This is a genomic window from Streptomyces filamentosus (genome assembly GCF_014654895.1).
Lineage (GTDB): Bacteria > Actinomycetota > Actinomycetes > Streptomycetales > Streptomycetaceae > Streptomyces > Streptomyces filamentosus.
Genome location: NZ_BNBE01000003.1, coordinates 1124722 through 1145739, shown reverse-complemented (window position 1 = coordinate 1145739; position 21018 = coordinate 1124722). Strand labels below are relative to the sequence as shown.

Below are 21018 nucleotides of genomic sequence, written 5' to 3'. Positions count from 1 at the left end.
CTTCCCAGGAGAGGACGAGCTGACGCGAAATCCCTGCGGAAGGCCGTCCGTGCGGCAAGACTGGGACCGGAACCGAACCGACCGACGGGGGCGGCCATGAGCGCGAAAAGCCGCAGGACATCCACCACGACGCAGCGAAAGAACCCACCCATGTGCCAGCACCAGCCTGCCTGTCCCACCGCCGACTCCGCCGACCGTGAGGCCGCCCATCCGGTGGCCTGCCACCCGGAACAGGGCTGGAGCCTGCTGTGCAACGGTGTCCTGCTCTTCGAGGACACCGGCGAACTGCTGCCGGACGGGCAGATCATCGCGCCGCACCGGCCGCTGACGGCGAGCCGGATCACCACCGCGGCCTGAGGCACACCGCCCGGGCACCGCACCCGGACGCCCCGCCCGGGCACACCGCCCGGAAACGGCCGAGGGCCGGCCCGGAGTCTCCTCCGGGCCGGCCCTCGCTCACGTCCGCCGCCGTCAGTGGTCGTACTCGTCCAGCGGCGGGCAGGAGCAGACCAGGTTCCGGTCGCCGAAGGCGCCGTCGATGCGGCGGACCGGCGGCCAGTACTTGTCGGCCTTCGAGACGCCGGCCGGGAAGACGGCCTCGTCGCGCCCGTAGGCGTGGTTCCATTCGCCGCCCAGCGCGGCCGCGGTGTGCGGGGCGTTGCGCAGCGGGTTGTCCTCGGCGGACCACTCGCCGGAGCCGACCTTCTCGATCTCGGCGCGGATCGCGATCATCGTGTCGCAGAAGCGGTCCAGCTCGGCCAGGTCCTCGGACTCGGTCGGCTCGATCATCAGCGTGCCGGCGACCGGGAAGGACATGGTCGGCGCGTGGAAGCCGTAGTCGATCAGACGCTTGGCGATGTCGTCGACGGTGACGCCGGTCGCCTTGGTCAGCGGCCGCAGGTCGACGATGCACTCGTGGGCGACGAGCCCGGCCGGGCCGGTGTACAGCACCGGGTAGTGCGGCTCCAGGCGCTTGGCGATGTAGTTCGCCGCGAGGACGGCGACCTGGGTGGCGCGCTTGAGGCCCTCGCCGCCCATCAGGCGGACGTACGACCAGGAGATCGGCAGGATGCCGGCGGAGCCCCACGGGGCGGCCGAGATCGGGCCGACGCCGGTCTCCGGGCCCGCGGTGGGCTGGAGCGGGTGGTTCGGCAGGTACGGGGCGAGGTGGGCGCGGACGCCGACCGGGCCGACGCCGGGGCCGCCGCCGCCGTGCGGGATGCAGAAGGTCTTGTGCAGGTTGAGGTGCGAGACGTCGCCGCCGAAGTGGCCCGGCTTGGCGAGGCCGACCAGCGCGTTGAGGTTGGCGCCGTCGACGTACACCTGGCCGCCGGCCTCGTGGACCTCGGCGCAGATGTCGGCGACGTGCTCCTCGAAGACGCCGTGCGTCGACGGGTAGGTGATCATCAGCACGGCGAGCTCGTCGCGGTGCTGCGCGATCTTGGCCCGCAGGTCCTCGACGTCGACCTCGCCGTCCTCGGCGGTCTTCACGACGACGACCTTCATGCCGGCCATCACGGCGGAGGCGGCGTTGGTGCCGTGCGCGGAGGACGGGATGAGGCAGACGGTGCGCTGCTCGTCGCCGTTGGCGCGGTGGTAGGCGCGGACCGCGAGCAGACCGGCCAGCTCGCCCTGCGAACCGGCGTTCGGCTGGATCGAGACCTTGTCGTAGCCGGTGACCTCGGCCAGGCGCTCCTCCAGCTCGGTGATGAGCGTGACGTAGCCCTGGGCCTGGTCGATCGGCGCGAAGGGGTGGATCTGGCCGAACTCGGGCCAGGTCACCGGCTCCATCTCGGTGGTCGCGTTCAGCTTCATGGTGCAGGAGCCGAGCGGGATCATGCCGCGGTCGAGCGCGTAGTCGCGGTCCGAGAGGCGGCGCAGGTAGCGCAGCATCGAGGTCTCGGAGCGGTGCGCGTGGAAGACCGGGTGGGTGAGGTACGCGTCGGAGCGCAGCAGCGCGGCCGGGAGGGCGTCCTCGGTGGCGGCGTCCAGGGCCTCGACGTCGCCGGTCACGCCGAAGGCGGCCCAGACGGCGGCGAGCTGCTCGCGGCCGGTGGTCTCGTCGCAGGAGATCGAGACCCGGTCGGCGTCCACGCGGTACAGGTTGACGCCGGCCTCGCGGGCGGCGGCGGCGACGGCGTCGGCGCGGCCGGGCACGCGGGCGGTGAGCGTGTCGAAGAAGGCGCCCTGGGTGAGCTCGACGCCCCCGGCGGTCAGACCGGCGGCCAGGATCGCCGCGTACCGGTGGGTGCGCTGCGCGATCTGCTTGAGGCCGTCCGGGCCGTGGTAGACGGCGTACATGCCGGCCATGACGGCGAGGAGCACCTGGGCGGTGCAGATGTTGCTGGTGGCCTTCTCGCGGCGGATGTGCTGCTCGCGGGTCTGGAGCGCGAGGCGGTACGCCTTGTTGCCGTCGGCGTCGACGGAGACGCCGACGAGGCGGCCGGGGAGCGAGCGGGCGTGCTTGTCCTGGACGGCCATGTAGCCGGCGTGCGGGCCGCCGAAGCCCATCGGGACGCCGAAGCGCTGCGTGGTGCCGACGGCGATGTCCGCGCCGAGCGAGCCGGGCGAGACGAGGAGGGTGAGGGCGAGCAGGTCGGCGGCTACGGTGACGATCGCGCCGAGTTCGTGGGCGGCGTCGATCAGCGGCTTGATGTCGCGGACGCCGCCGGAGGCGCCGGGGTACTGGATCAGCACGCCGAAGACGCCGCGCTCGGCGATCTCGGCCGGGATGCCCTCGGAGAGGTCGGCGACGACGACCTCGACGCCGGTCGGCTCGGCGCGGGTCTCGATGACGGCGATGGTCTGCGGGAGGGCGTCGGCGTCGACGAGGAAGACGCCGTTCTTCACCTTGCCCACGCGGCGGGAGAGCGACATGGCCTCGGCGGCGGCGGTGCCCTCGTCGAGGAGGGAGGCGCCGGAGGTCGGCAGGCCGGTGAGGTCGGCGACCATCGTCTGGAAGTTGAGCAGCGCCTCCAGGCGGCCCTGCGAGATCTCCGGCTGGTAGGGCGTGTACGCCGTGTACCAGGCCGGGTTCTCCATGACGTTGCGGAGGATGACCGGCGGGGTGAAGGTGCCGTAGTAGCCGAGGCCGATCATCGGGGCGAGGACCTCGTTGCGGTCGGCGAGGTCGCGCAGCTCGGCGAGGACCTCGGCCTCGGTGCGGGCGCCCGGCAGGGCCAGCGCCTCGGCGTTCTTGATGACGTCCGGCACCGCGGCGGCCGTCAGCTCGTCGAGCGAGCCGTAACCGACCTGGGCGAGCATCTTGGCCCGCGCCTCGGCGTCGGGTCCGATGTGCCGCTGCTCGAAGGGGATGCCCTGCTCGAGCTCGGAGAGCGGGGTGCGGTTGGCGGTCATGATGCGGGGGCCTCCTGGTCGTCACGACCTGCGAGGGGCACCACGGCGCGGGTGCCCGGACGGCCTCCCCCTCTGTCATCTCAACCTGAGAGCTTCACCGGCACGCCCGGGGGCACGCCGGCTTTCACCGTCGGTGAGGGTGGACGCCGTCGAGGCTCCCGCCCTGCTTTCCAGAGTGACCTCGCCCGCGCGGTACCGGGTGCCTGAGAGATTCCGGGGAGGATTTGCTCCTTCGGCGCCACCGGAAGCTTTCTCCGGAGGACTCTCCCGCACGGTGTCGACAGCCACAGCCAGCCTACCAGCGAGGTTGTGCCCCTCATCGCTCAAGTGGCCGACATCCCAGATGTGCACTTTCGTAGGGGTGTAGAGCAGTTGCGACCAGTTGGAGGGACCGTGCAGACCGACATCGATCCGCGCAGCCTGATCGGCCGCAAGGCGTTCGACCGGAACGGACACAAGATCGGAACCGTGGACGAGGTGTACCTGGACGACGCGACCGGCGTCCCCGAATGGGCCGCCGTCCGCACCGGCCTGTTCAGCCGGGACGCGTTCGTCCCCCTGGAGCCCAGCGAGCTGGCCGACGACGGCCTCCACGTGCCCTTCGAACGCTCCCTCATCAAGGACGCCCCGGACTTCGGCGTGGGCCGTCACCTCTCCCCCGAGCAGGAACTCCAGCTCTACCGCCATTACGAGCTGACGCTGCCGCCCCCGCCCGACCGGATCCCCGACTTCGGCCGCCTGGCCGGCCAGGACGACGCGGCGTAGGGCCCGCCGGGCGGCGGCCCCTCACCCGCCCGCGCGGACGACCAGGGCGGCGGGGGCGGCGGGTTCCGCGCCCGTCGCCCCTCCGGCCACCAGCGGCAGCGGGTCCGCCGGCTCCAGCTCGGGATCGTCCACGGCGAAGGTCCGCACCCGTCCGGGCACCGTGCTCGTGGGCTCCTCGAAACGGACGGTGACCCGGCCGAGCCCGCTGCCCTGCACCCATCCGGCCCCGAGGACCGCGTGCCGCACGTCGTTCCCGGGCGACCACAGCCGCGCGGCGGCCTCGGTGGCCGTCCGCGGCACGACGGCGGCGACGGCGGCCAGGAGGCCCCCCGCGCCCTCCGCGCCCGCCTCCGGCCCCGTACCGTCCCCCGCCCCGGCCGCGCCGCCCCCGCTCCCGGCTCCGGCGTCCGCCCCGGACCCGGTCACCGCGTCCGCCGCGTCTTCCGCCGCCTTGGCCGCACTCCCCGCTCCCACCGTCGACGCCCCTGCCGTCGACGCAGCCGCCCCGGCCTCCGCCTCCGCCTGGGCGAAGAGGTCCTCCTGCGTGTAGTCGGCGAGTCCGCTCACCCCGACCCCCAGCAGCCGCACCCCGCCCGTGGTGTCGACGAGCTCCAGCAGCCGCTCGGCGGCCTCCCGCACCACCAGCGGATCGTCCGTCGGCCCGCGCAGCGTCTCGGACCGGGTCAGCGTCGAGAAGTCGTACCGCCGCACCTTCAGCACGATCGTCCGCCCGGAGTGCCCCGAGGCCCGCAGCCGCGCCACGCACCGCTCCGCGAGCCGTTCGACCTCCAGCCGGATCCGCAGCCGGTCGTGCAGGTCGACGTCGAAGGTGTCCTCCACGGAGACCGACTTGGCGTCCCGCTCCGCGACCACGGGCCGGTCGTCGTGCCCGAGCGCCATCCGGTACAGCGAGGCGCCGTGCGCCCGCCCCAGGATCCGTACGAGCTCGTCCTCCCCGGCCTCCACCACGTCGGCGACCGTGCTGATCCCGGCCCGCCGCAGATGGTCCCCGGTGGCCGGTCCCACCCCGGGCACGATCCGCACCGACCGGGGCGCGAGCAGCTCCCGCTCGGTGCCCGGCTCGAAGAGCACCAGGCCGTCCGGCTTGGCCTGCTCCGAGGCGATCTTCGCCAGCATCTTGGACCCGGCGAGCCCCACCGACCCGGTCAGTCCGGTGGTCGCCAGGATCTCGGCCCGCAGCCGCTCCCCCACCCTCCGGGCGCTCGCGCTGTCGTCGGCCAGCCCCCCGGCCTCCAGGTCCACGAACGCCTCGTCGAGGCTGAGCGGCTCGACGAGCGGCGACAGCCGCCCCAGCAGCTCCATCACCTGTCCGCTGATCGCCCGGTAGAAGGCGAAGCGCGGCACCAGGTACGCGGCGTGGGGGGCGAGCCGCCGGGCCTGCCCCATCGGCATCGCCGAGTGCACCCCGAAGCGCCGCGCCTCGTAGGAGGCGGTGGCGACGACGCCGCGCGGCCCGAGCCCGCCCACCACCACGGGCTTGCCGCGCAGGCTCGGCTTGGACGCCTGCTCGGCCGCGGCGAAGAAGGCGTCCATGTCGAGGTGAAGGATCGTGGGGGCGGCTCTCACGTCTCCGATGCTGCCTCACGCCACTGACAATCACCGGTACGGGCTCCGCGCCCGCGCCGGCCCCGGGAATCCGGCCGGGCCCCCGGCCGCGGAGAGGGGGACGCCCCGAGGGGCGTCAGACGGCCCGGTCGCGGCGCCGCCGCGCCAGTTCGTCCTGCGGGTTGTGCCCGACGAGCGTCTCGCCGGTGTCGACGCGCTCGCCGTGCAGCTGCGACAGCGCCGCCTCGACGTCCCGCCAGACGACCCCCACCGCGATGCCGAAGACGCCCTGCCCGCCCTGGAGCAGGGAGACGACCTCGTCCGGCGAGGAGCACTCGTGGACGGTCGCCCCGTCGCTCATCAGCGTCATCCGCTCCAGGTCCCGGAAGCCGCGGGCGCGCAGGTGCTGCACGGCGGCCCGGATGTTCTGGAGGGCGACGCCCGTGTCGAGGAACCGCTTGACGATCTTCAGGACGACGACGTCGCGGAAGCTGTAGAGCCGCTGCGTCCCGGAGCCGTACGCGGGCCGCACGCTCGGCTCGACCAGCCCGGTGCGCGCCCAGTAGTCCAGTTGGCGGTAGGTGATGCCGGCGGCCGCGCAGGCCGTGGGACCCCGGTATCCGATCGTCTCGTCCGCGACCCCGGCGCCCGTGTCCCGCCCGAAGTCGCCCACACTGCCGTGAAGCGGATACGGCGCGCTCTCCCCGGACACGCGTCCGGGCGAGCTCCCTGCCGTACCGTCCGCGCTGCTCATCACGCCGACCCTCCGTCCTTGACCTGCCCACTCGAAGGTAGGCAGTCACTAGGGGTGCGTCAACGATCGCCACACTCGGCACGCCGAGTGATAATCACCCAGAGAGTGGTTTTACGTGTCCCACTCCGGGGAAAGGCTACTCGAATGCGCCGACAGCGCTCCCCGGACGCCCCTCTCGCGCCCCCGGCGGACCGGCGGCCGGGACGGCCCGGTCACTGGCTCCCGAAGTCCTCCGGCGAGATCTGGTCGAGGAACTCGCGGAACTTCTCCACCTCGTCCTCCTGCTCGTCGGGGATCGCGATGCCGGCGTCGTCGAGGACGCCGTCGCTGCCGAAGATCGGCGAACCGGTCCGCAGCGCCAGGGCTATCGCGTCGGACGGCCGCGCGCTCACCTCCACGCCGCTGGCGAAGACCAGCTCGGCGTAGAAGACCCCGTCCCTCAGATCGGTGATGCGGACCTGGGTCAGCTCCTGGCCCACGGCCTCCAGCACGTCCTTGAACAGGTCGTGCGTCAGCGGCCGCGGCGGGGCCATGCCCTGCTGGGCGAAGGCGATCGCGGTCGCCTCGCCGGGTCCGATCCAGATGGGAAGGTACCGGTCGCCCCCCACTTCGCGCAGGAGCACGATCGGCTGGTTGGAGGGCATTTCCACCCGGACACCCACAACGTCGAGCTCGTTCACACAGCAACCCTAGGACGTGCCCGACCGGTTTGGATAGTCGGGCCCCCGCTCAGTGCCGCCCGGACCCCGTGCGAAGGCCCCCCGCGGGGGTCACGGCAGACGGATACCGAGCGCCGTCTGCACCAGTGCGGCGTGCAGCCGCACGGACAGCTGGGCGAGCTCGGCGGCGGTGTCCTCGGCGTGGACCCTGGTCTGCGGGTTGCGGTGGCGGCGCAGCGGTGCGACGACCTGCTCGATGAGCCCGGCCTCCCGGTCCGCCGACGCCTTCACGGCCCGCAGGTGCCGGGGTTCGAGCCCGAACCGCCCGAGATCGGCCACGATCCGGGCCACGTTCACGCTCTCCGCGTCGTAGCCGCCGCCCTCGCTCTCGCCGATCAGGCCGTACGACTCCCACTCCACCAGCTCGGCCTCGGTGACCCCGGCCGCGGCGACCAGCTCGGCCCGGCCGAGCCGCGCGGCGGTCGGCCGCTCGCCGTCCCCCTCGTCCGAGGGACTGTCGAGCAGGCCGTCCAGCAGGTCCCGCCGGCGGCCGGGCGCCGGGAGCTTCACCTGCTCGCCGCGGGCGAGCGCGTCGAGGTGCTCCCGGATGACCTTCAGCGGAAGGTAGTGGTCCCGCTGCATCCGCAGGACGGCGGCGAGCCGCTCCACGTCCTCCGGGCTGAACTTCCGGTACCCGGAGGCCGTACGGCGGGGCTCGACGAGCCCCTCGGCCTCCAGGAAGCGGATCTTGGAGATCGTCACTTCGGGAAACTCGTCCCGCAGCTGGCTCAGCACGGTGCCGATACTCACCAGCCGGTCACCCGCGGTGGCGGTGCCGGATCCGGCACCGCCCGTCGCTGTTCGCACCATGGGCCTTTCCTGAAGGATCTCCGCCAGGCGTGTCAGACGCCTCGCTGGCTCGCGTAGAAGACCAGCCGGTACTTGCCGATCTGCACCTCGTCGCCGTTGTTGAGCACGACGGAGTCGATCGGCTCCCGGTTGACGTAGGTGCCGTTGAGGCTGCCGACGTCGGACACGGTGAAGCTGCCGTCGTGGCCCCTGCGGAACTCGACGTGCCTCCGGGAGACCGTGAAGTCGTCCAGGAAGATGTCGCTCTGCGGGTGCCGGCCCGCCGTCGTCAGCTCGCCGTCCAGGAGGAAGCGGCTGCCCGAGTTCGGGCCGCGGCGCACCACGAGGAGGGCGGAACCGGGCGGCAGCGCCTCGACGGCCGCGAGGGCCTCGGCGGACAGCGCCGGCATCGCGATCTGACCGGTGGTCTCGGCGTCGTACGCCTCGAGACCGGAGATCGAGATCGTCGACGTCGTCTCGGAGGGGCGCTCGGCGGCGATCCCGCCCCGCAGCGGCGTGCCGCAGTGGGAGCAGAACCGGCTGTCCGCCGTGTTGCGGTGACCGCACCTCGTACACACCGGCATGGACGCGTCCTCCCGCCGCGGCTGCCCCGCGGAGGTCTGGGTCGCGTACGGATCGGGGGTAAACCCTCCACCCGTACTTGAGGTTGATGGTTCACCGAAACCTATGCGCGCGGCACCGGCGGGGTCAACAGACGACGCGCCCTGTCCGCCCGGAATGTCACCGCCCTGGCCACCGACCTCGTCACGGAAGAGCGGGCGCTCGCCGCCCTGCTCCTCGTTCTGGGCATGGCGCGTCGCGCGGTGCCTGGCGTTGCCGCCGTCCTCGCGTGCGCTCTTGCCGAACAACTTCGCAAACAACTTCACGGGCGATTCCCCTTGACCGAAACAGACCCGCCCGTGGGGCAGGACGAACCGAGATCCATCACACCTGCCGACCCGGACACCTTCACAACGTCCGTATCCTCCGGACAGTTTCCACCACGCACCACCGTTGTGGTGCGCCGACCCCCCGCAACGCTCCAGCCCATGTCGCGGGACCCCTCGCCCCCTCTCACGGGGAGGACGACCGAGCGTAGTCAGGCCGCTTCGCGGGTCGCAAGGCGTCGACGACGATCTTCGCCGACCGCTCCACCGTGGCCGTGGCCTGCTCCTTCTCGAGGGTCTGGACGACTCCACCGGGGATGTTGAGCGCGGGCTCGAGATCCTCGGGCTTGCCGATGACCTTGAAGACGTACGGAGCGGTCACCGGCGTTCCATCGATCCGCATGTCATCGCCGCCACCGGTGAAATAACTGTCGGCGACCACCCGCACGCCGTCGACCTGGATCGCCTCCGCACCGGCCGCGCGCAGCTCCTGGATGGTGTCGAGGAGCATGTCGGACTCGACCGCGCCGACCGGGTCGGTCACGGTCAGCGTGATGCCGGGTCCCTCTGCGGCCACCGTACCGGCCAGGATGCCGAGCTGCCGCTCCTTCTCCTGGGTCTGCCGGCGGGCCTCCTCGGCCTGGTCGGAGCTGGACTCCAGCTCCGACCGCTGCTTCTCCAGGCGGGCCTTCTCGTCCTCCAGGCGCTGGGTGCGGTCGTCGAGCTCGTCGAGGATCCGTACGAGGTCCTCCTGCCGGGCCCCGCGCAGGGCGCTGCCCTCGCTGGTGGAGGAGACCTGGATGGCGAGGCCGAAGCCCAGGCAGGCGAGCAGCAGGGCCACGACGAGCTGGGCCCGCGTCACCCTCGGCGGCCACAGGGCGTCCGCGAGGCGCCGGCGCCCGCTCGGCGCCCCTCCGGCGCCGGGCGCGGTCTCCGGGGCGGGCACGACGGCGGTGGGAGCGCTCTCGGCGCCCTCCACGGCCCACGCCTCCTCCGGCTCCGGCTCCGGCTCCGCGGCGGGCTTCTCCTCGGCTCCCGGCCTGGCGTCGGGTTCCGGCCGCTTCTCCGGTTCCGGCCGGTCCCCGGCCTCCGGGGTCTCGTCCGGCTCCGGATTCTCGTTCGGGTTCACACTCATCGGCCTCACGCCCGGAAGACATGGCGGCGGATCGCGGCCGCGTTGGAGAAGATCCGGATGCCGAGGACGACGACGACACCGGTGGAGAGCTGCGCGCCGACGCCGAGCTTGTCGCCGAGGAAGACGATCAGCGCGGCCACGACCACGTTCGAGAGGAAGGAGACGACGAAGACCTTGTCGACGAAGATCCCGTCGAGCATGGCCCGCAGACCTCCGAAGACCGCGTCGAGAGCGGCGACCACGGCGATCGGGAGATAGGGCTCGACGACCGCCGGGATCTCGGGCCGGACCAGCAGCCCGGCCACGACTCCGACGATCAGACCCAGTACGGCGATCACGATGTGCCCTTCCCCTTGTCGGCCGTGGCGCGTCCGGCCGGCGTCGCCGCCCCGGTCCCCCTCGGCTCGGCTGTACGTACGATCAGGCTCGGCGCGGCCGGCAGGCTCAGCGCGCCCTCGGCCGAAATGCTGCTGCGGATCCCGAAGTTCTCCACCAGGACGTGGAGGTACTGTCCGTCCGCGCTGTCCTGGAAGGCGGTGCTCAGCCGCTGGCCGTCCCCGAGGGCGAGGACCGTGTACGGCGGCACGAGGGGCCGGTTGTCGACGAGTATCGCGTCGCCGGCGGCCCGGATCGCGGAGAGCGAGGTCAGCCGCTGGCCGTTGATGGCGACGGCCTCGGCGCCGGACTCCCACAGCCCGTTGACCACCCGCTGCATGTCCCGGTCGCGGACCCGTCCGGTGTCGGAGAAGCCGGCGCTCTCCCGCGGGCCGCCGCCTCCGCTGTCGGAGCCCTTGGCGTCGTCGACGACGAGCTTCACCCCGGGTCCCTGCACGGGGGTGGCCCCGGACAACAGCGCGACCAGTTCTCCCTGGTCGCCGCCGTGCTGTTCGAGCGCCACGCGCTGCCGCTCGCCGACCTCGGCGCGGATCCGGTCGACGTCCCGTTCGAGGTCGTCGGCGTTCCCGTTCGCGCTTTCGATGCGGTCGATGAGTTCCTGCCGCTCCTTGGCGACGACGGGGGCCGAGACCCGGGCCTCGGCCGCGCCCACCGTCACCACGGCGGCGGCCAGCACCAGCCCGGCCGCGAGGCCGAGCCTGGCCCGCAGCGGCTTGGGCACCGGACCGCCCTCGGCGGCCCGCCGGGCGGTCGCCTCCGCGTATCCGTCGTCCAGCGCGTGGTCGATGACGTTGTTCAGCAGCGACATCGACGCGTCCGGGCGCGGGGGCGGAGATCCTGTGCTCCGAACGGGGGGCTGCTGCGACATGCCGCACATCGTCGCACGTCGCACGCCCTACCGCCGAATGGCCCCGGTGAAAGGCCGGGCGGCCCCCTGCGGGGCGCCGCCCGGCTCCTGGTCCGGTGCGGTCAGCGGCCCGCGCTCTCGACCACCCGCGCCCACTCGTCGAGCAGCGCCTGCGCGGAGGTGTCGTCGGGACCCTCGGCCCACAGGTGGGTGACGGCCTCGGCCGGGTCCGGCAGCACCATCACCCAGCGTCCGTCGGCCTCCACGACCCGCACGCCGTCGGTGGTGTCCACGGACCGGCTGCCGGCCGCCTCGACCACCCGCCGCATGACGAGGCCCTTCACGGCCCACGGGGTGGCGAGGTCCCGCTTGAGCACGTGGGCCCTCGGGATCCGGGCGTCGATCTGGCTGAGGGTGAGCTGGGTCCGCGCCACCAGGCCGATGAGCCGCACGAAGGCCGCAGCCCCGTCGAAGACGCTGCTGAACTCGGGGACGATGAACCCGCCGCGCCCGTCCCCGCCGAAGATCGTCGACTCCTGCCGGCCGACCCGGGTGAGGTCGTCGGGCGAGGTGGTCGTCCACTCGACCTGCGTGCCGTGGTACGCGGCCACCTGCTCGGCGATACGGGTCGTGGTGACCGGCAGCGCGACCCGCCCCGACCGCCGCTCGGCCGCCACCAGGTCGAGCATCACGAGGAGCGCCCGGTCGTCCTCGATGATCCGGCCCCGTTCGTCGACGAGCGACAGCCGCTCGCCCACCGGGTCGAACCGCACGCCGAACGCCGCCCGTGCCGAGGCCACGATCTCCCCGAGCCGCACCAGACCGGCGCGTCTGCGCTCCACGGACTCGGTCGGCCGGGACTCGTCGAGTCCGGGGTTGATGGTCAGCGAGTCCACCTGGAGGCGTCCGAGCAGGCTGGGCAGGACGAGTCCCGCGCTGCCGTTGGAGGCGTCCACGACCACCTTCAGTCCGGCCTCGGCGATCCCCGAGGTGTCCACGTTCCGCAGCAGGGAGCCGGTGTACGAGTCGAAGACGCTCGCGGGGAAGGAGAGATCGCCGATCTCGCCGGGGAAGGCCCGCCGGTACTCCTGCCGCGCGTACACCCGGTCCAGCTTCCGCTGCCCGGCCTGCGACAGGTCGGCGCCCCGCTCGTCGAAGAACATGATGTCGACGGAGTCCGGCACGCCGGGCGAGGTCCGCACCATGATCCCGCCGGCGCTGCCCCGCGCGGTCTGCTGCCGGGCCACCGGAAGCGGCACGTTCTCCAGGTCCCGCACGTCGATGGCGCTGGCCTGGAGCGCGGAGATCACGGCCCGTTTGAGCGCCCGCGCGCCGCGCGAGTGGTCACGCGCGGTGGTGACGGTGGCGCCCTTCTTCAGCGTCGTCGCGTACGCCCCGGCGAGCCGGACGGCCAGTTCGGGCGTGATCTCGACGTTGAGGATGCCGGACACTCCGCGCGCGCCGAAGAGGTGGGCCTGGCCCCGGGACTCCCAGATGACCGAGGTGTTGACGAAGGCGCCGGCCTCGATGGTCTTGAAGGGGTAGACCCGCACGTTGCCCTGCACGATCGACTCCTCGCCGATCATGCACTCGTCGCCGATGACGGCGCCGTCCTCGATCCGGGCCGCCCGCATGACGTCGGTGTTCTTGCCGATGACGCAGCCGCGGAGGTTGCTCTGCTGTCCGATGTAGACGTTGTCGTGGACGACGGCCTTGTGCAGGAAGGCCCCGGTCTTCACCACCACGTTGGATCCGATGACGGTGTGCTCGCGGACCTCTGCGCCGGCTTCGACCTTGGCGTAGTCGCCGATGTAGAGCGGTCCGCGCAGCACCGCGTCGGGGTGCACCTCCGCTCCTTCGGCGACCCACACGCCGGGCGAGATCTCGAAGCCGTCGATGTCGACCTGGACCTTGCCCTCCAGCACGTCGGCCTGCGCCTTGACGTAGCTCTCGTGGGTGCCGACGTCCTCCCAGTAGCCCTCGGCGACATAGCCGTAGACCGGCTTGCCCTCCTTCATGAGCTGCGGGAAGACGTCGCCGGACCAGTCGACGGGCACATCGGCCTTGACGTAGTCGAAGACCTCGGGCTCCATGACGTAGATGCCCGTGTTCACGGTGTCGGAGAAGACCTGGCCCCAGGTCGGTTTCTCCAGGAACCGTTCGACCTTTCCTTCTTCGTCGACGATCGTGATGCCGAATTCCAGTGGATTCGGCACGCGCGTCAGACAGACCGTGACGAGCGCGCCCTTCTCCTTGTGGAAACGGATCAGGTCGGTGAGGTCGAAATCGGTGAGGGCGTCCCCCGAGATCACGAGGAAGGCGTCGTCCTTCAACGCTTCCTCGGCGTTCTTCACACTGCCCGCTGTGCCGAGAGGTTTCTCCTCATTGGCGTAGGTGAGCTCCATCCCGAGCTCCTCGCCGTCGCCGAAGTAGTTCCTGACGAGCGATGCGAGAAACTGGACGGTTACGACGGTCTCGTTGAGACCGTGCCTCTTGAGCAGTCGTAGGACGTGCTCCATGATCGGCCGGTTCACCACCGGCAACAGAGGCTTGGGCATGCTCGAGGTCATGGGGCGAAGGCGTGTTCCTTCGCCACCGGCCATCACGACGGCCTTCATGTCGGAAGCGTCCTCCTTGAAGAGACGACGGTCCTGCCGACCGACCCTGTCCGGTCACTGCCCTCGGACGTCCTCGTTCCTGCCGGCGACGCTGCACGGCACGGGACGGACGGGCTCAATCGGCCGCGGTATCCGCCTTCACGAGTCGGCGGACCTGGACCACGTAGAGGATCCCTGCCCACCAATACAGAGTTGTACCCCATCCGGCGAAAGCCCATCCGAAAACTTCAGCGAGTGACGCCAACCAGCCGGTTCCGTCACTGAGAAGCAGCAGCGGGAAGGCGTACATCAAGTTGAAAGTGGCAGCTTTCCCCAGGAAGTTCACCTGCGGCGGCGGGTAGCCGTGCCGGCGGAGGATTCCCACCATGACCAGCAGCATGACTTCGCGCGCCAAAAGGACGGCGGTCAGCCACAGTGGCAGGATCTCCCGCCAGGTGAGGCCCACCAGGGTGGAGAGGATGTAGAGGCGGTCGGCGGCCGGATCGAGCAGCCGGCCGAGGCGGCTGATCTGGTTCCACCGCCGCGCGAGCTTGCCGTCGAGATAATCGCTGACGCCGCTGAGCATCAGCACGAGAAGCGCCCAGACGTCACTGTTGGGCCCGCCGAACTCCGGCCGGAGGATGAGCCACAGGAACAGCGGCACGCCGAGAAGACGCGCCATGCTGAGAATGTTGGGGATGGTGAGGACCCGGTCCGTCTGGACCTCGGTCTCCTGGACCTCCACCCGGGAGCCTCCTGCTGGGAACGGTACTGACGTTGACCCCTGACCTTACCGTCCGTTCCCACCCCCACGGGGCACCGGGTCCGCCGACCGCACTCACCGAAGACCGACAAAAGGCCCCGGAACGCAGGAAAGCCCCGCACCATCTGGTGCGGGGCTTTCCCACAATGATTGTTCGGCGGTGTCCTACTCTCCCACAGGGTCCCCCCTGCAGTACCATCGGCGCTGAAAGGCTTAGCTTCCGGGTTCGGAATGTAACCGGGCGTTTCCCTAACGCTATGACCACCGAAACACTATGAAGTTGAACTCCAGCCAGATACTTGGCGAGTTCGTTACTTCAGAACAAACACAGTGGACGCGAGCAACTGAGGACAAGCCCTCGGCCTATTAGTACCGGTCAGCTCCACCCATTACTGGGCTTCCACATCCGGCCTATCAACCCAGTCGTCTACTGGGAGCCTTACCCTCTCAAGGAGGTGGGAATACTCATCTCGAAGCAGGCTTCCCGCTTAGATGCTTTCAGCGGTTATCCCTCCCGAACGTAGCCAACCAGCCATGCCCTTGGCAGGACAACTGGCACACCAGAGGTTCGTCCGTCCCGGTCCTCTCGTACTAGGGACAGCCCTTCTCAATATTCCTACGCGCACAGAGGATAGGGACCGAACTGTCTCACGACGTTCTAAACCCAGCTCGCGTACCGCTTTAATGGGCGAACAGCCCAACCCTTGGGACCGACTCCAGCCCCAGGATGCGACGAGCCGACATCGAGGTGCCAAACCATCCCGTCGATATGGACTCTTGGGGAAGATCAGCCTGTTATCCCCGGGGTACCTTTTATCCGTTGAGCGACGGCGCTTCCACAAGCCACCGCCGGATCACTAGTCCCGACTTTCGTCCCTGCTCGACCCGTCGGTCTCACAGTCAAGCTCCCTTGTGCACTTACACTCAACACCTGATTGCCAACCAGGCTGAGGGAACCTTTGGGCGCCTCCGTTACCCTTTGGGAGGCAACCGCCCCAGTTAAACTACCCATCAGACACTGTCCCTGATCCGGATCACGGACCGAGGTTAGACATCCAGCACGACCAGAGTGGTATTTCAACGACGACTCCACAACCACTGGCGTGGCCGCTTCACAGTCTCCCACCTATCCTACACAAGCCGAACCGAACACCAATATCAAACTGTAGTAAAGGTCCCGGGGTCTTTCCGTCCTTCTGCGCGAAACGAGCATCTTTACTCGTAGTGCAATTTCACCGGGCCTATGGTTGAGACAGTCGAGAAGTCGTTACGCCATTCGTGCAGGTCGGAACTTACCCGACAAGGAATTTCGCTACCTTAGGATGGTTATAGTTACCACCGCCGTTTACTGGCGCTTAAGTTCTCAGCTTCGCAACCCCGAAAGGTCACTAACCGGTCCCCTTAACGTTCCAGCACCGGGCAGGCGTCAGTCCGTATACATCGCCTTACGGCTTCGCACGGACCTGTGTTTTTAGTAAACAGTCGCTTCTCGCTGGTCTCTGCGGCCACCCCCAGCTCAGACAGCAAGTGTCATCACCGGTGATGGCCCCCCTTCTCCCGAAGTTACGGGGGCATTTTGCCGAGTTCCTTAACCATAGTTCACCCGAACGCCTCGGTATTCTCTACCTGACCACCTGAGTCGGTTTAGGGTACGGGCCGCCATGAAACTCGCTAGAGGCTTTTCTCGACAGCATAGGATCATCCACTTCACCACAATCGGCTCGGCATCAGGTCTCAGACTATGTGCACGACGGATTTGCCTACCGTGCGTCCTACACCCTTACCCCGGGACAACCACCGCCCGGGCTGGACTACCTTCCTGCGTCACCCCATCGCTTACCTACTACCACCTTGGTTCGCCGGCTCCACCACTTTCCATTCCCCGAAGGGTCCGGAACGGCTTCACGGGCTTAGCATTAATGGGCTCGATATTGGGCGTTTCAAAGCGGGTACCGGAATATCAACCGGTTGTCCATCGACTACGCCTGTCGGCCTCGCCTTAGGTCCCGACTTACCCTGGGCAGATCAGCTTGACCCAGGAACCCTTAGTCAATCGGCGCACACGTTTCTCACGTGTGTATCGCTACTCATGCCTGCATTCTCACTCGTGAACCGTCCACAACTCGCTTCCGCGGCTGCTTCACCCGGCACACGACGCTCCCCTACCCATCACAGTCCCCGTTGGGGGTATGTACTGCAATGACACGACTTCGGCGGTACGCTTGAGCCCCGCTACATTGTCGGCGCGGAATCACTTGACCAGTGAGCTATTACGCACTCTTTCAAGGGTGGCTGCTTCTAAGCCAACCTCCTGGTTGTCTCTGCGACTCCACATCCTTTCCCACTTAGCGTACGCTTAGGGGCCTTAGTCGATGCTCTGGGCTGTTTCCCTCTCGACCATGGAGCTTATCCCCCACAGTCTCACTGCCGTGCTCTCACTTACCGGCATTCGGAGTTTGGCTAAGGTCAGTAACCCGGTAGGGCCCATCGCCTATCCAGTGCTCTACCTCCGGCAAGAAACACACGACGCTGCACCTAAATGCATTTCGGGGAGAACCAGCTATCACGGAGTTTGATTGGCCTTTCACCCCTAACCACAGGTCATCCCCCAGGTTTTCAACCCTGGTGGGTTCGGTCCTCCACGAAGTCTTACCTCCGCTTCAACCTGCCCATGGCTAGATCACTCCGCTTCGGGTCTTGAGCGTGCTACTGAACCGCCCTGTTCGGACTCGCTTTCGCTACGGCTTCCCCACACGGGTTAACCTCGCAACACACCGCAAACTCGCAGGCTCATTCTTCAAAAGGCACGCAGTCACGAGACACAAGCAAGCTTGTGTCCGACGCTCCCACGGCTTGTAGGCACACGGTTTCAGGTACTATTTCACTCCGCTCCCGCGGTACTTTTCACCATTCCCTCACGGTACTATCCGCTATCGGTCACCAGGGAATATTTAGGCTTAGCGGGTGGTCCCGCCAGATTCACACGGGATTTCTCGGGCCCCGTGCTACTTGGGAAATACTCAAGCGAGCCGTACAGATTTCGTCTACGGGGGTCTTACCCTCTACGCCGGACCTTTCGCATGTCCTTCGACTATCCATACGGTTTCTGACTCGCCGACCAGCCGGCAGACTGATCAAGAGAACTCCCACAACCCCGCATGCGCAACCCCTGCCGGGTATCACACGCATACGGTTTGGCCTCATCCGGTTTCGCTCGCCACTACTCCCGGAATCACGGTTGTTTTCTCTTCCTGAGGGTACTGAGATGTTTCACTTCCCCTCGTTCCCTCCACACTGCCTATGTGTTCAGCAGTGGGTGACAGCCCATGACGACTGCCGGGTTTCCCCATTCGGAAACCCCCGGATCAAAGCCTGGTTGACGGCTCCCCGGGGACTATCGCGGCCTCCCACGTCCTTCATCGGTTCCTGGTGCCAAGGCATCCACCGTGCGCCCTTAAAAACTTGGCCACAGATGCTCGCGTCCACTGTGCAGTTCTCAAGCAACGACCAGCCACCCATCACACACCGAAACTCGGTGCTTCACTGGGGCCGGCATCGCGAAGATACAACCTTGCGGCCGTACCCTCAGATACCCAACAACGTGCCAGGCGTGACCTTCTCGGTTCGTCCGGTGTTCCACGCCGAAGCAGTACTTACCGGAGACTCTGAAGAATCACGCCAACTAATCAACGTTCCACCCATGAGCTGACCGTGCAGAACGTTTGCCTGCAATCGGTACTGTGCTCCTTAGAAAGGAGGTGATCCAGCCGCACCTTCCGGTACGGCTACCTTGTTACGACTTCGTCCCAATCGCTGGTCCCACCTTCGACAGCTCCCTCCCCGAGGGGTTGGGCCACCGGCTTCGGGTGTTACCGACTTTCGTGACGTGACGGGCGGTGTGTACAAGGCCCGGGAACGTATTCACCGCAGCAATGCTGATCTGCGATTACTAGCAACTCCGACTTCATGGGGTCGAGTTGCAGACCCCAATCCGAACTGAGACCGGCTTTTTGAGATTCGCTCCGCCTCGCGGCATCGCAGCTCTTTGTACCGGCCATTGTAGCACGTGTGCAGCCCAAGACATAAGGGGCATGATGACTTGACGTCGTCCCCACCTTCCTCCGAGTTGACCCCGGCGGTCTCCTGTGAGTCCCCATCACCCCGAAGGGCATGCTGGCAACACAGGACAAGGGTTGCGCTCGTTGCGGGACTTAACCCAACATCTCACGACACGAGCTGACGACAGCCATGCACCACCTGTATACCGACCACAAGGGGGGCACCATCTCTGGCGCTTTCCGGTATATGTCAAGCCTTGGTAAGGTTCTTCGCGTTGCGTCGAATTAAGCCACATGCTCCGCTGCTTGTGCGGGCCCCCGTCAATTCCTTTGAGTTTTAGCCTTGCGGCCGTACTCCCCAGGCGGGGAACTTAATGCGTTAGCTGCGGCACCGACGACGTGGAATGTCGCCAACACCTAGTTCCCAACGTTTACGGCGTGGACTACCAGGGTATCTAATCCTGTTCGCTCCCCACGCTTTCGCTCCTCAGCGTCAGTAATGGCCCAGAGATCCGCCTTCGCCACCGGTGTTCCTCCTGATATCTGCGCATTTCACCGCTACACCAGGAATTCCGATCTCCCCTACCACACTCTAGCCTGCCCGTATCGGATGCAGACCCGGGGTTAAGCCCCGGGCTTTCACACCCGACGTGACAAGCCGCCTACGAGCTCTTTACGCCCAATAATTCCGGACAACGCTTGCGCCCTACGTATTACCGCGGCTGCTGGCACGTAGTTAGCCGGCGCTTCTTCTGCAGGTACCGTCACTTTCGCTTCTTCCCTGCTGAAAGAGGTTTACAACCCGAAGGCCGTCATCCCTCACGCGGCGTCGCTGCATCAGGCTTTCGCCCATTGTGCAATATTCCCCACTGCTGCCTCCCGTAGGAGTCTGGGCCGTGTCTCAGTCCCAGTGTGGCCGGTCGCCCTCTCAGGCCGGCTACCCGTCGTCGCCTTGGTGGGCCGTTACCCCACCAACAAGCTGATAGGCCGCGGGCTCATCCTTCACCGCCGGAGCTTTCCAGTCCAGAAGATGCCTCCTGAACTCGTATCCGGTATTAGACCCCGTTTCCAGGGCTTGTCCCAGAGTGAAGGGCAGATTGCCCACGTGTTACTCACCCGTTCGCCACTAATCCACCCCGAAGGGCTTCATCGTTCGACTTGCATGTGTTAAGCACGCCGCCAGCGTTCGTCCTGAGCCAGGATCAAACTCTCCGTGAATGTTTACCGGATATCCGGTCACACTCGCGTTGAGCGGGACAGACGAGCCGGAATAAGGCCCGCTGTCCACAGCGTCCTCGCTGTGTCATCGCCACCCCCCGAAGAGGATGGACTTTTCAAAGGAACCTCGACCATCCGAAGATGGACGGGGTATCAACTAATCTGGCGTTGATTTTTGGCACGCTGTTGAGTTCTCAAGGTGCGGACGCTTCCTTCGATCCCGTTTCCGGGCCCTCCGGGCGCTTCCTTCGTTTCCGACTCTATCAGATCTTTCCGACCCGATTTCCTCGGTGCTTTCCGGTCCCGAATTTCATTTCTTCGGGGCCTTCCGGCGGGGTGAAACATTACCAGGCTTTCTCCGGCCCCCTGACCACTCCCCGCTCGCTCCGGGTGAACCGGGACAGGCAGAGGTGTAGACCACTGGGGTTAGGATCTGGCTTGATCGGTGCTGCCGACCGCGACTCAAAGCCGCGTTGGGGTCAGGCAGGAGTACGACAGTACATCCCACCGTCAGTAGAGGCAAATCGTTTCCGGTAGTCCCTAGGTCCGCCCAACTGGTACGTCTCGTGCGGAACCGGGACTTCCTATGACTTACGCTTCTGAACAGTACGCGCCGCCCAGGACAGGTGTGGCGGCGCCACACGATCTCCGCCCCTGGGAGGCTTCCCATGACAACCGTGACGTCGCCGCTTGCTGGACGCGCCATCGGTCTCGCCAATGTTCCCGACCCGGTCTTCTCCGGTGCCATGGTCGGACCCGGCACCGCCATCGATCCCGTACGTGAGCCCTCCGAGGCGGTCTCCCCCATCGACGGGGTCGTCGTCTCCATGCACCCGCACGCCTTCGTCGTCGTGGACGGCGAGGGGCACGGGGTGCTGACGCACCTCGGCATCGACACCGTCCAGCTCAACGGGCAGGGCTTCGAGCTGCTCGTCAACAAGGGCGACACCGTGGCGCGCGGACAGGCCGTCGTGCGGTGGAACCCCGCCGAGGTCGAGAAGGCCGGCAAGTCCCCCATCTGTCCCATCGTCGCCCTGGAGGCGACGGCCGACTCCCTCTCCGACGTCCGCGAGGACGGCGACGTGAAGGCCGGCGACCAGCTCTTCGGCTGGAGCTGAGCCCGTCCGTCGTCATGACGGCCGCGAGTAGGACATCCAACGCGGCGGC

Annotated in this window: 14 protein-coding genes, 3 rRNA genes and 2 riboswitches; of the genes, 3 read left to right on the top strand and 14 right to left on the bottom strand. The window is 67.8% G+C overall.

Features of this window, described 5'->3' with window-relative positions; translation table 11 throughout:
• The first annotated feature begins 150 nt into the window (after positions 1 to 150).
• On the top strand, positions 151 to 357 hold the full coding sequence (locus IE326_RS32645; protein WP_030746414.1) for a DUF5999 family protein: 207 nt from the start codon (positions 151 to 153) through the stop codon (positions 355 to 357).
• Between the two features lie 114 nt (positions 358 to 471).
• On the opposite strand, the gene gcvP is transcribed toward IE326_RS32645, so the two are convergent.
• Complete coding sequence (gene gcvP, locus IE326_RS32640) at positions 472 to 3357, bottom strand: aminomethyl-transferring glycine dehydrogenase (protein ID WP_190044056.1); 2886 nt, start codon at positions 3355 to 3357, stop codon at positions 472 to 474.
• Positions 3358 to 3419: 62 nt separating this feature from the next.
• A riboswitch (glycine riboswitch) is annotated at positions 3420 to 3537 on the bottom strand.
• Positions 3538 to 3637: riboswitch (glycine riboswitch) on the bottom strand. It lies immediately after the preceding riboswitch.
• Positions 3638 to 3750: 113 nt separating this feature from the next.
• Here gcvP and IE326_RS32635 point away from each other — a divergent pair.
• Positions 3751 to 4122, top strand: coding sequence for a PRC-barrel domain-containing protein (locus IE326_RS32635; protein WP_150227163.1), 372 nt, complete (start codon positions 3751 to 3753; stop codon positions 4120 to 4122).
• A gap of 21 nt (positions 4123 to 4143) precedes the next feature.
• On the opposite strand, the gene IE326_RS32630 is transcribed toward IE326_RS32635, so the two are convergent.
• From IE326_RS32630 to IE326_RS32570, 13 genes are all read right to left on the bottom strand, one after another.
• Positions 4144 to 5709: a DNA polymerase IV gene (locus tag IE326_RS32630; RefSeq protein WP_190044055.1), complete on the bottom strand. Its 1566-nt coding sequence runs from the start codon at positions 5707 to 5709 to the stop codon at positions 4144 to 4146.
• 115 nt (positions 5710 to 5824) lie between these two features.
• The gene (locus tag IE326_RS32625; RefSeq protein ID WP_150227165.1) at positions 5825 to 6442 is read right to left on the bottom strand and encodes a MerR family transcriptional regulator; all 618 of its coding nucleotides are present in this window, start codon (positions 6440 to 6442) and stop codon (positions 5825 to 5827) included.
• 212 nt (positions 6443 to 6654) lie between these two features.
• Complete coding sequence (locus IE326_RS32620) at positions 6655 to 7122, bottom strand: bifunctional nuclease family protein (RefSeq protein WP_030492457.1); 468 nt, start codon at positions 7120 to 7122, stop codon at positions 6655 to 6657.
• 90 nt (positions 7123 to 7212) lie between these two features.
• Positions 7213 to 7971: a transcriptional regulator FtsR gene (ftsR, locus tag IE326_RS32615; RefSeq protein ID WP_190044054.1), complete on the bottom strand. Its 759-nt coding sequence runs from the start codon at positions 7969 to 7971 to the stop codon at positions 7213 to 7215.
• A gap of 32 nt (positions 7972 to 8003) precedes the next feature.
• Entirely contained in the window at positions 8004 to 8945 is a 942-nt protein-coding gene (locus tag IE326_RS32610; RefSeq protein WP_190044270.1) for a double zinc ribbon and FHA domain-containing protein, read from the bottom strand.
• Positions 8946 to 9024: 79 nt separating this feature from the next.
• Complete coding sequence (locus IE326_RS32605; protein WP_190044053.1) at positions 9025 to 9972, bottom strand: DUF881 domain-containing protein; 948 nt, start codon at positions 9970 to 9972, stop codon at positions 9025 to 9027.
• Positions 9973 to 9977: 5 nt separating this feature from the next.
• Positions 9978 to 10310 (bottom strand): small basic family protein, encoded by a 333-nt coding sequence (locus IE326_RS32600; protein WP_030492461.1) that lies wholly within the window; start codon positions 10308 to 10310, stop codon positions 9978 to 9980.
• Complete coding sequence (locus tag IE326_RS32595) at positions 10307 to 11236, bottom strand: DUF881 domain-containing protein (RefSeq protein WP_190044052.1); 930 nt, start codon at positions 11234 to 11236, stop codon at positions 10307 to 10309. Before IE326_RS32595 ends, IE326_RS32600 begins: the two co-directional genes overlap by 4 nt.
• Positions 11237 to 11337: 101 nt before the next feature.
• The gene (locus IE326_RS32590; protein ID WP_190044051.1) at positions 11338 to 13833 is read right to left on the bottom strand and encodes a mannose-1-phosphate guanyltransferase; all 2496 of its coding nucleotides are present in this window, start codon (positions 13831 to 13833) and stop codon (positions 11338 to 11340) included.
• Positions 13834 to 13948: 115 nt separating this feature from the next.
• Complete coding sequence (gene clsA / locus IE326_RS32585) at positions 13949 to 14557, bottom strand: cardiolipin synthase ClsA (protein ID WP_150227171.1); 609 nt, start codon at positions 14555 to 14557, stop codon at positions 13949 to 13951.
• A gap of 170 nt (positions 14558 to 14727) precedes the next feature.
• A 5S ribosomal RNA gene (gene rrf / locus IE326_RS32580) occupies positions 14728 to 14844 on the bottom strand.
• A 77-nt stretch (positions 14845 to 14921) separates the two neighbouring features.
• Positions 14922 to 18043, bottom strand: a 23S ribosomal RNA gene (locus IE326_RS32575).
• Between the two features lie 283 nt (positions 18044 to 18326).
• Positions 18327 to 19851: ribosomal RNA gene (locus IE326_RS32570) — 16S ribosomal RNA — on the bottom strand.
• The 16S, 23S and 5S rRNA genes sit together here, the layout of an rRNA operon.
• 668 nt (positions 19852 to 20519) lie before the next feature.
• On the opposite strand from IE326_RS32570, the gene IE326_RS32565 reads away from it, so the two are divergent.
• Entirely contained in the window at positions 20520 to 20969 is a 450-nt protein-coding gene (locus IE326_RS32565) for a PTS sugar transporter subunit IIA (RefSeq protein WP_150227172.1), read from the top strand.
• Positions 20970 to 21018 lie beyond the last annotated feature (49 nt).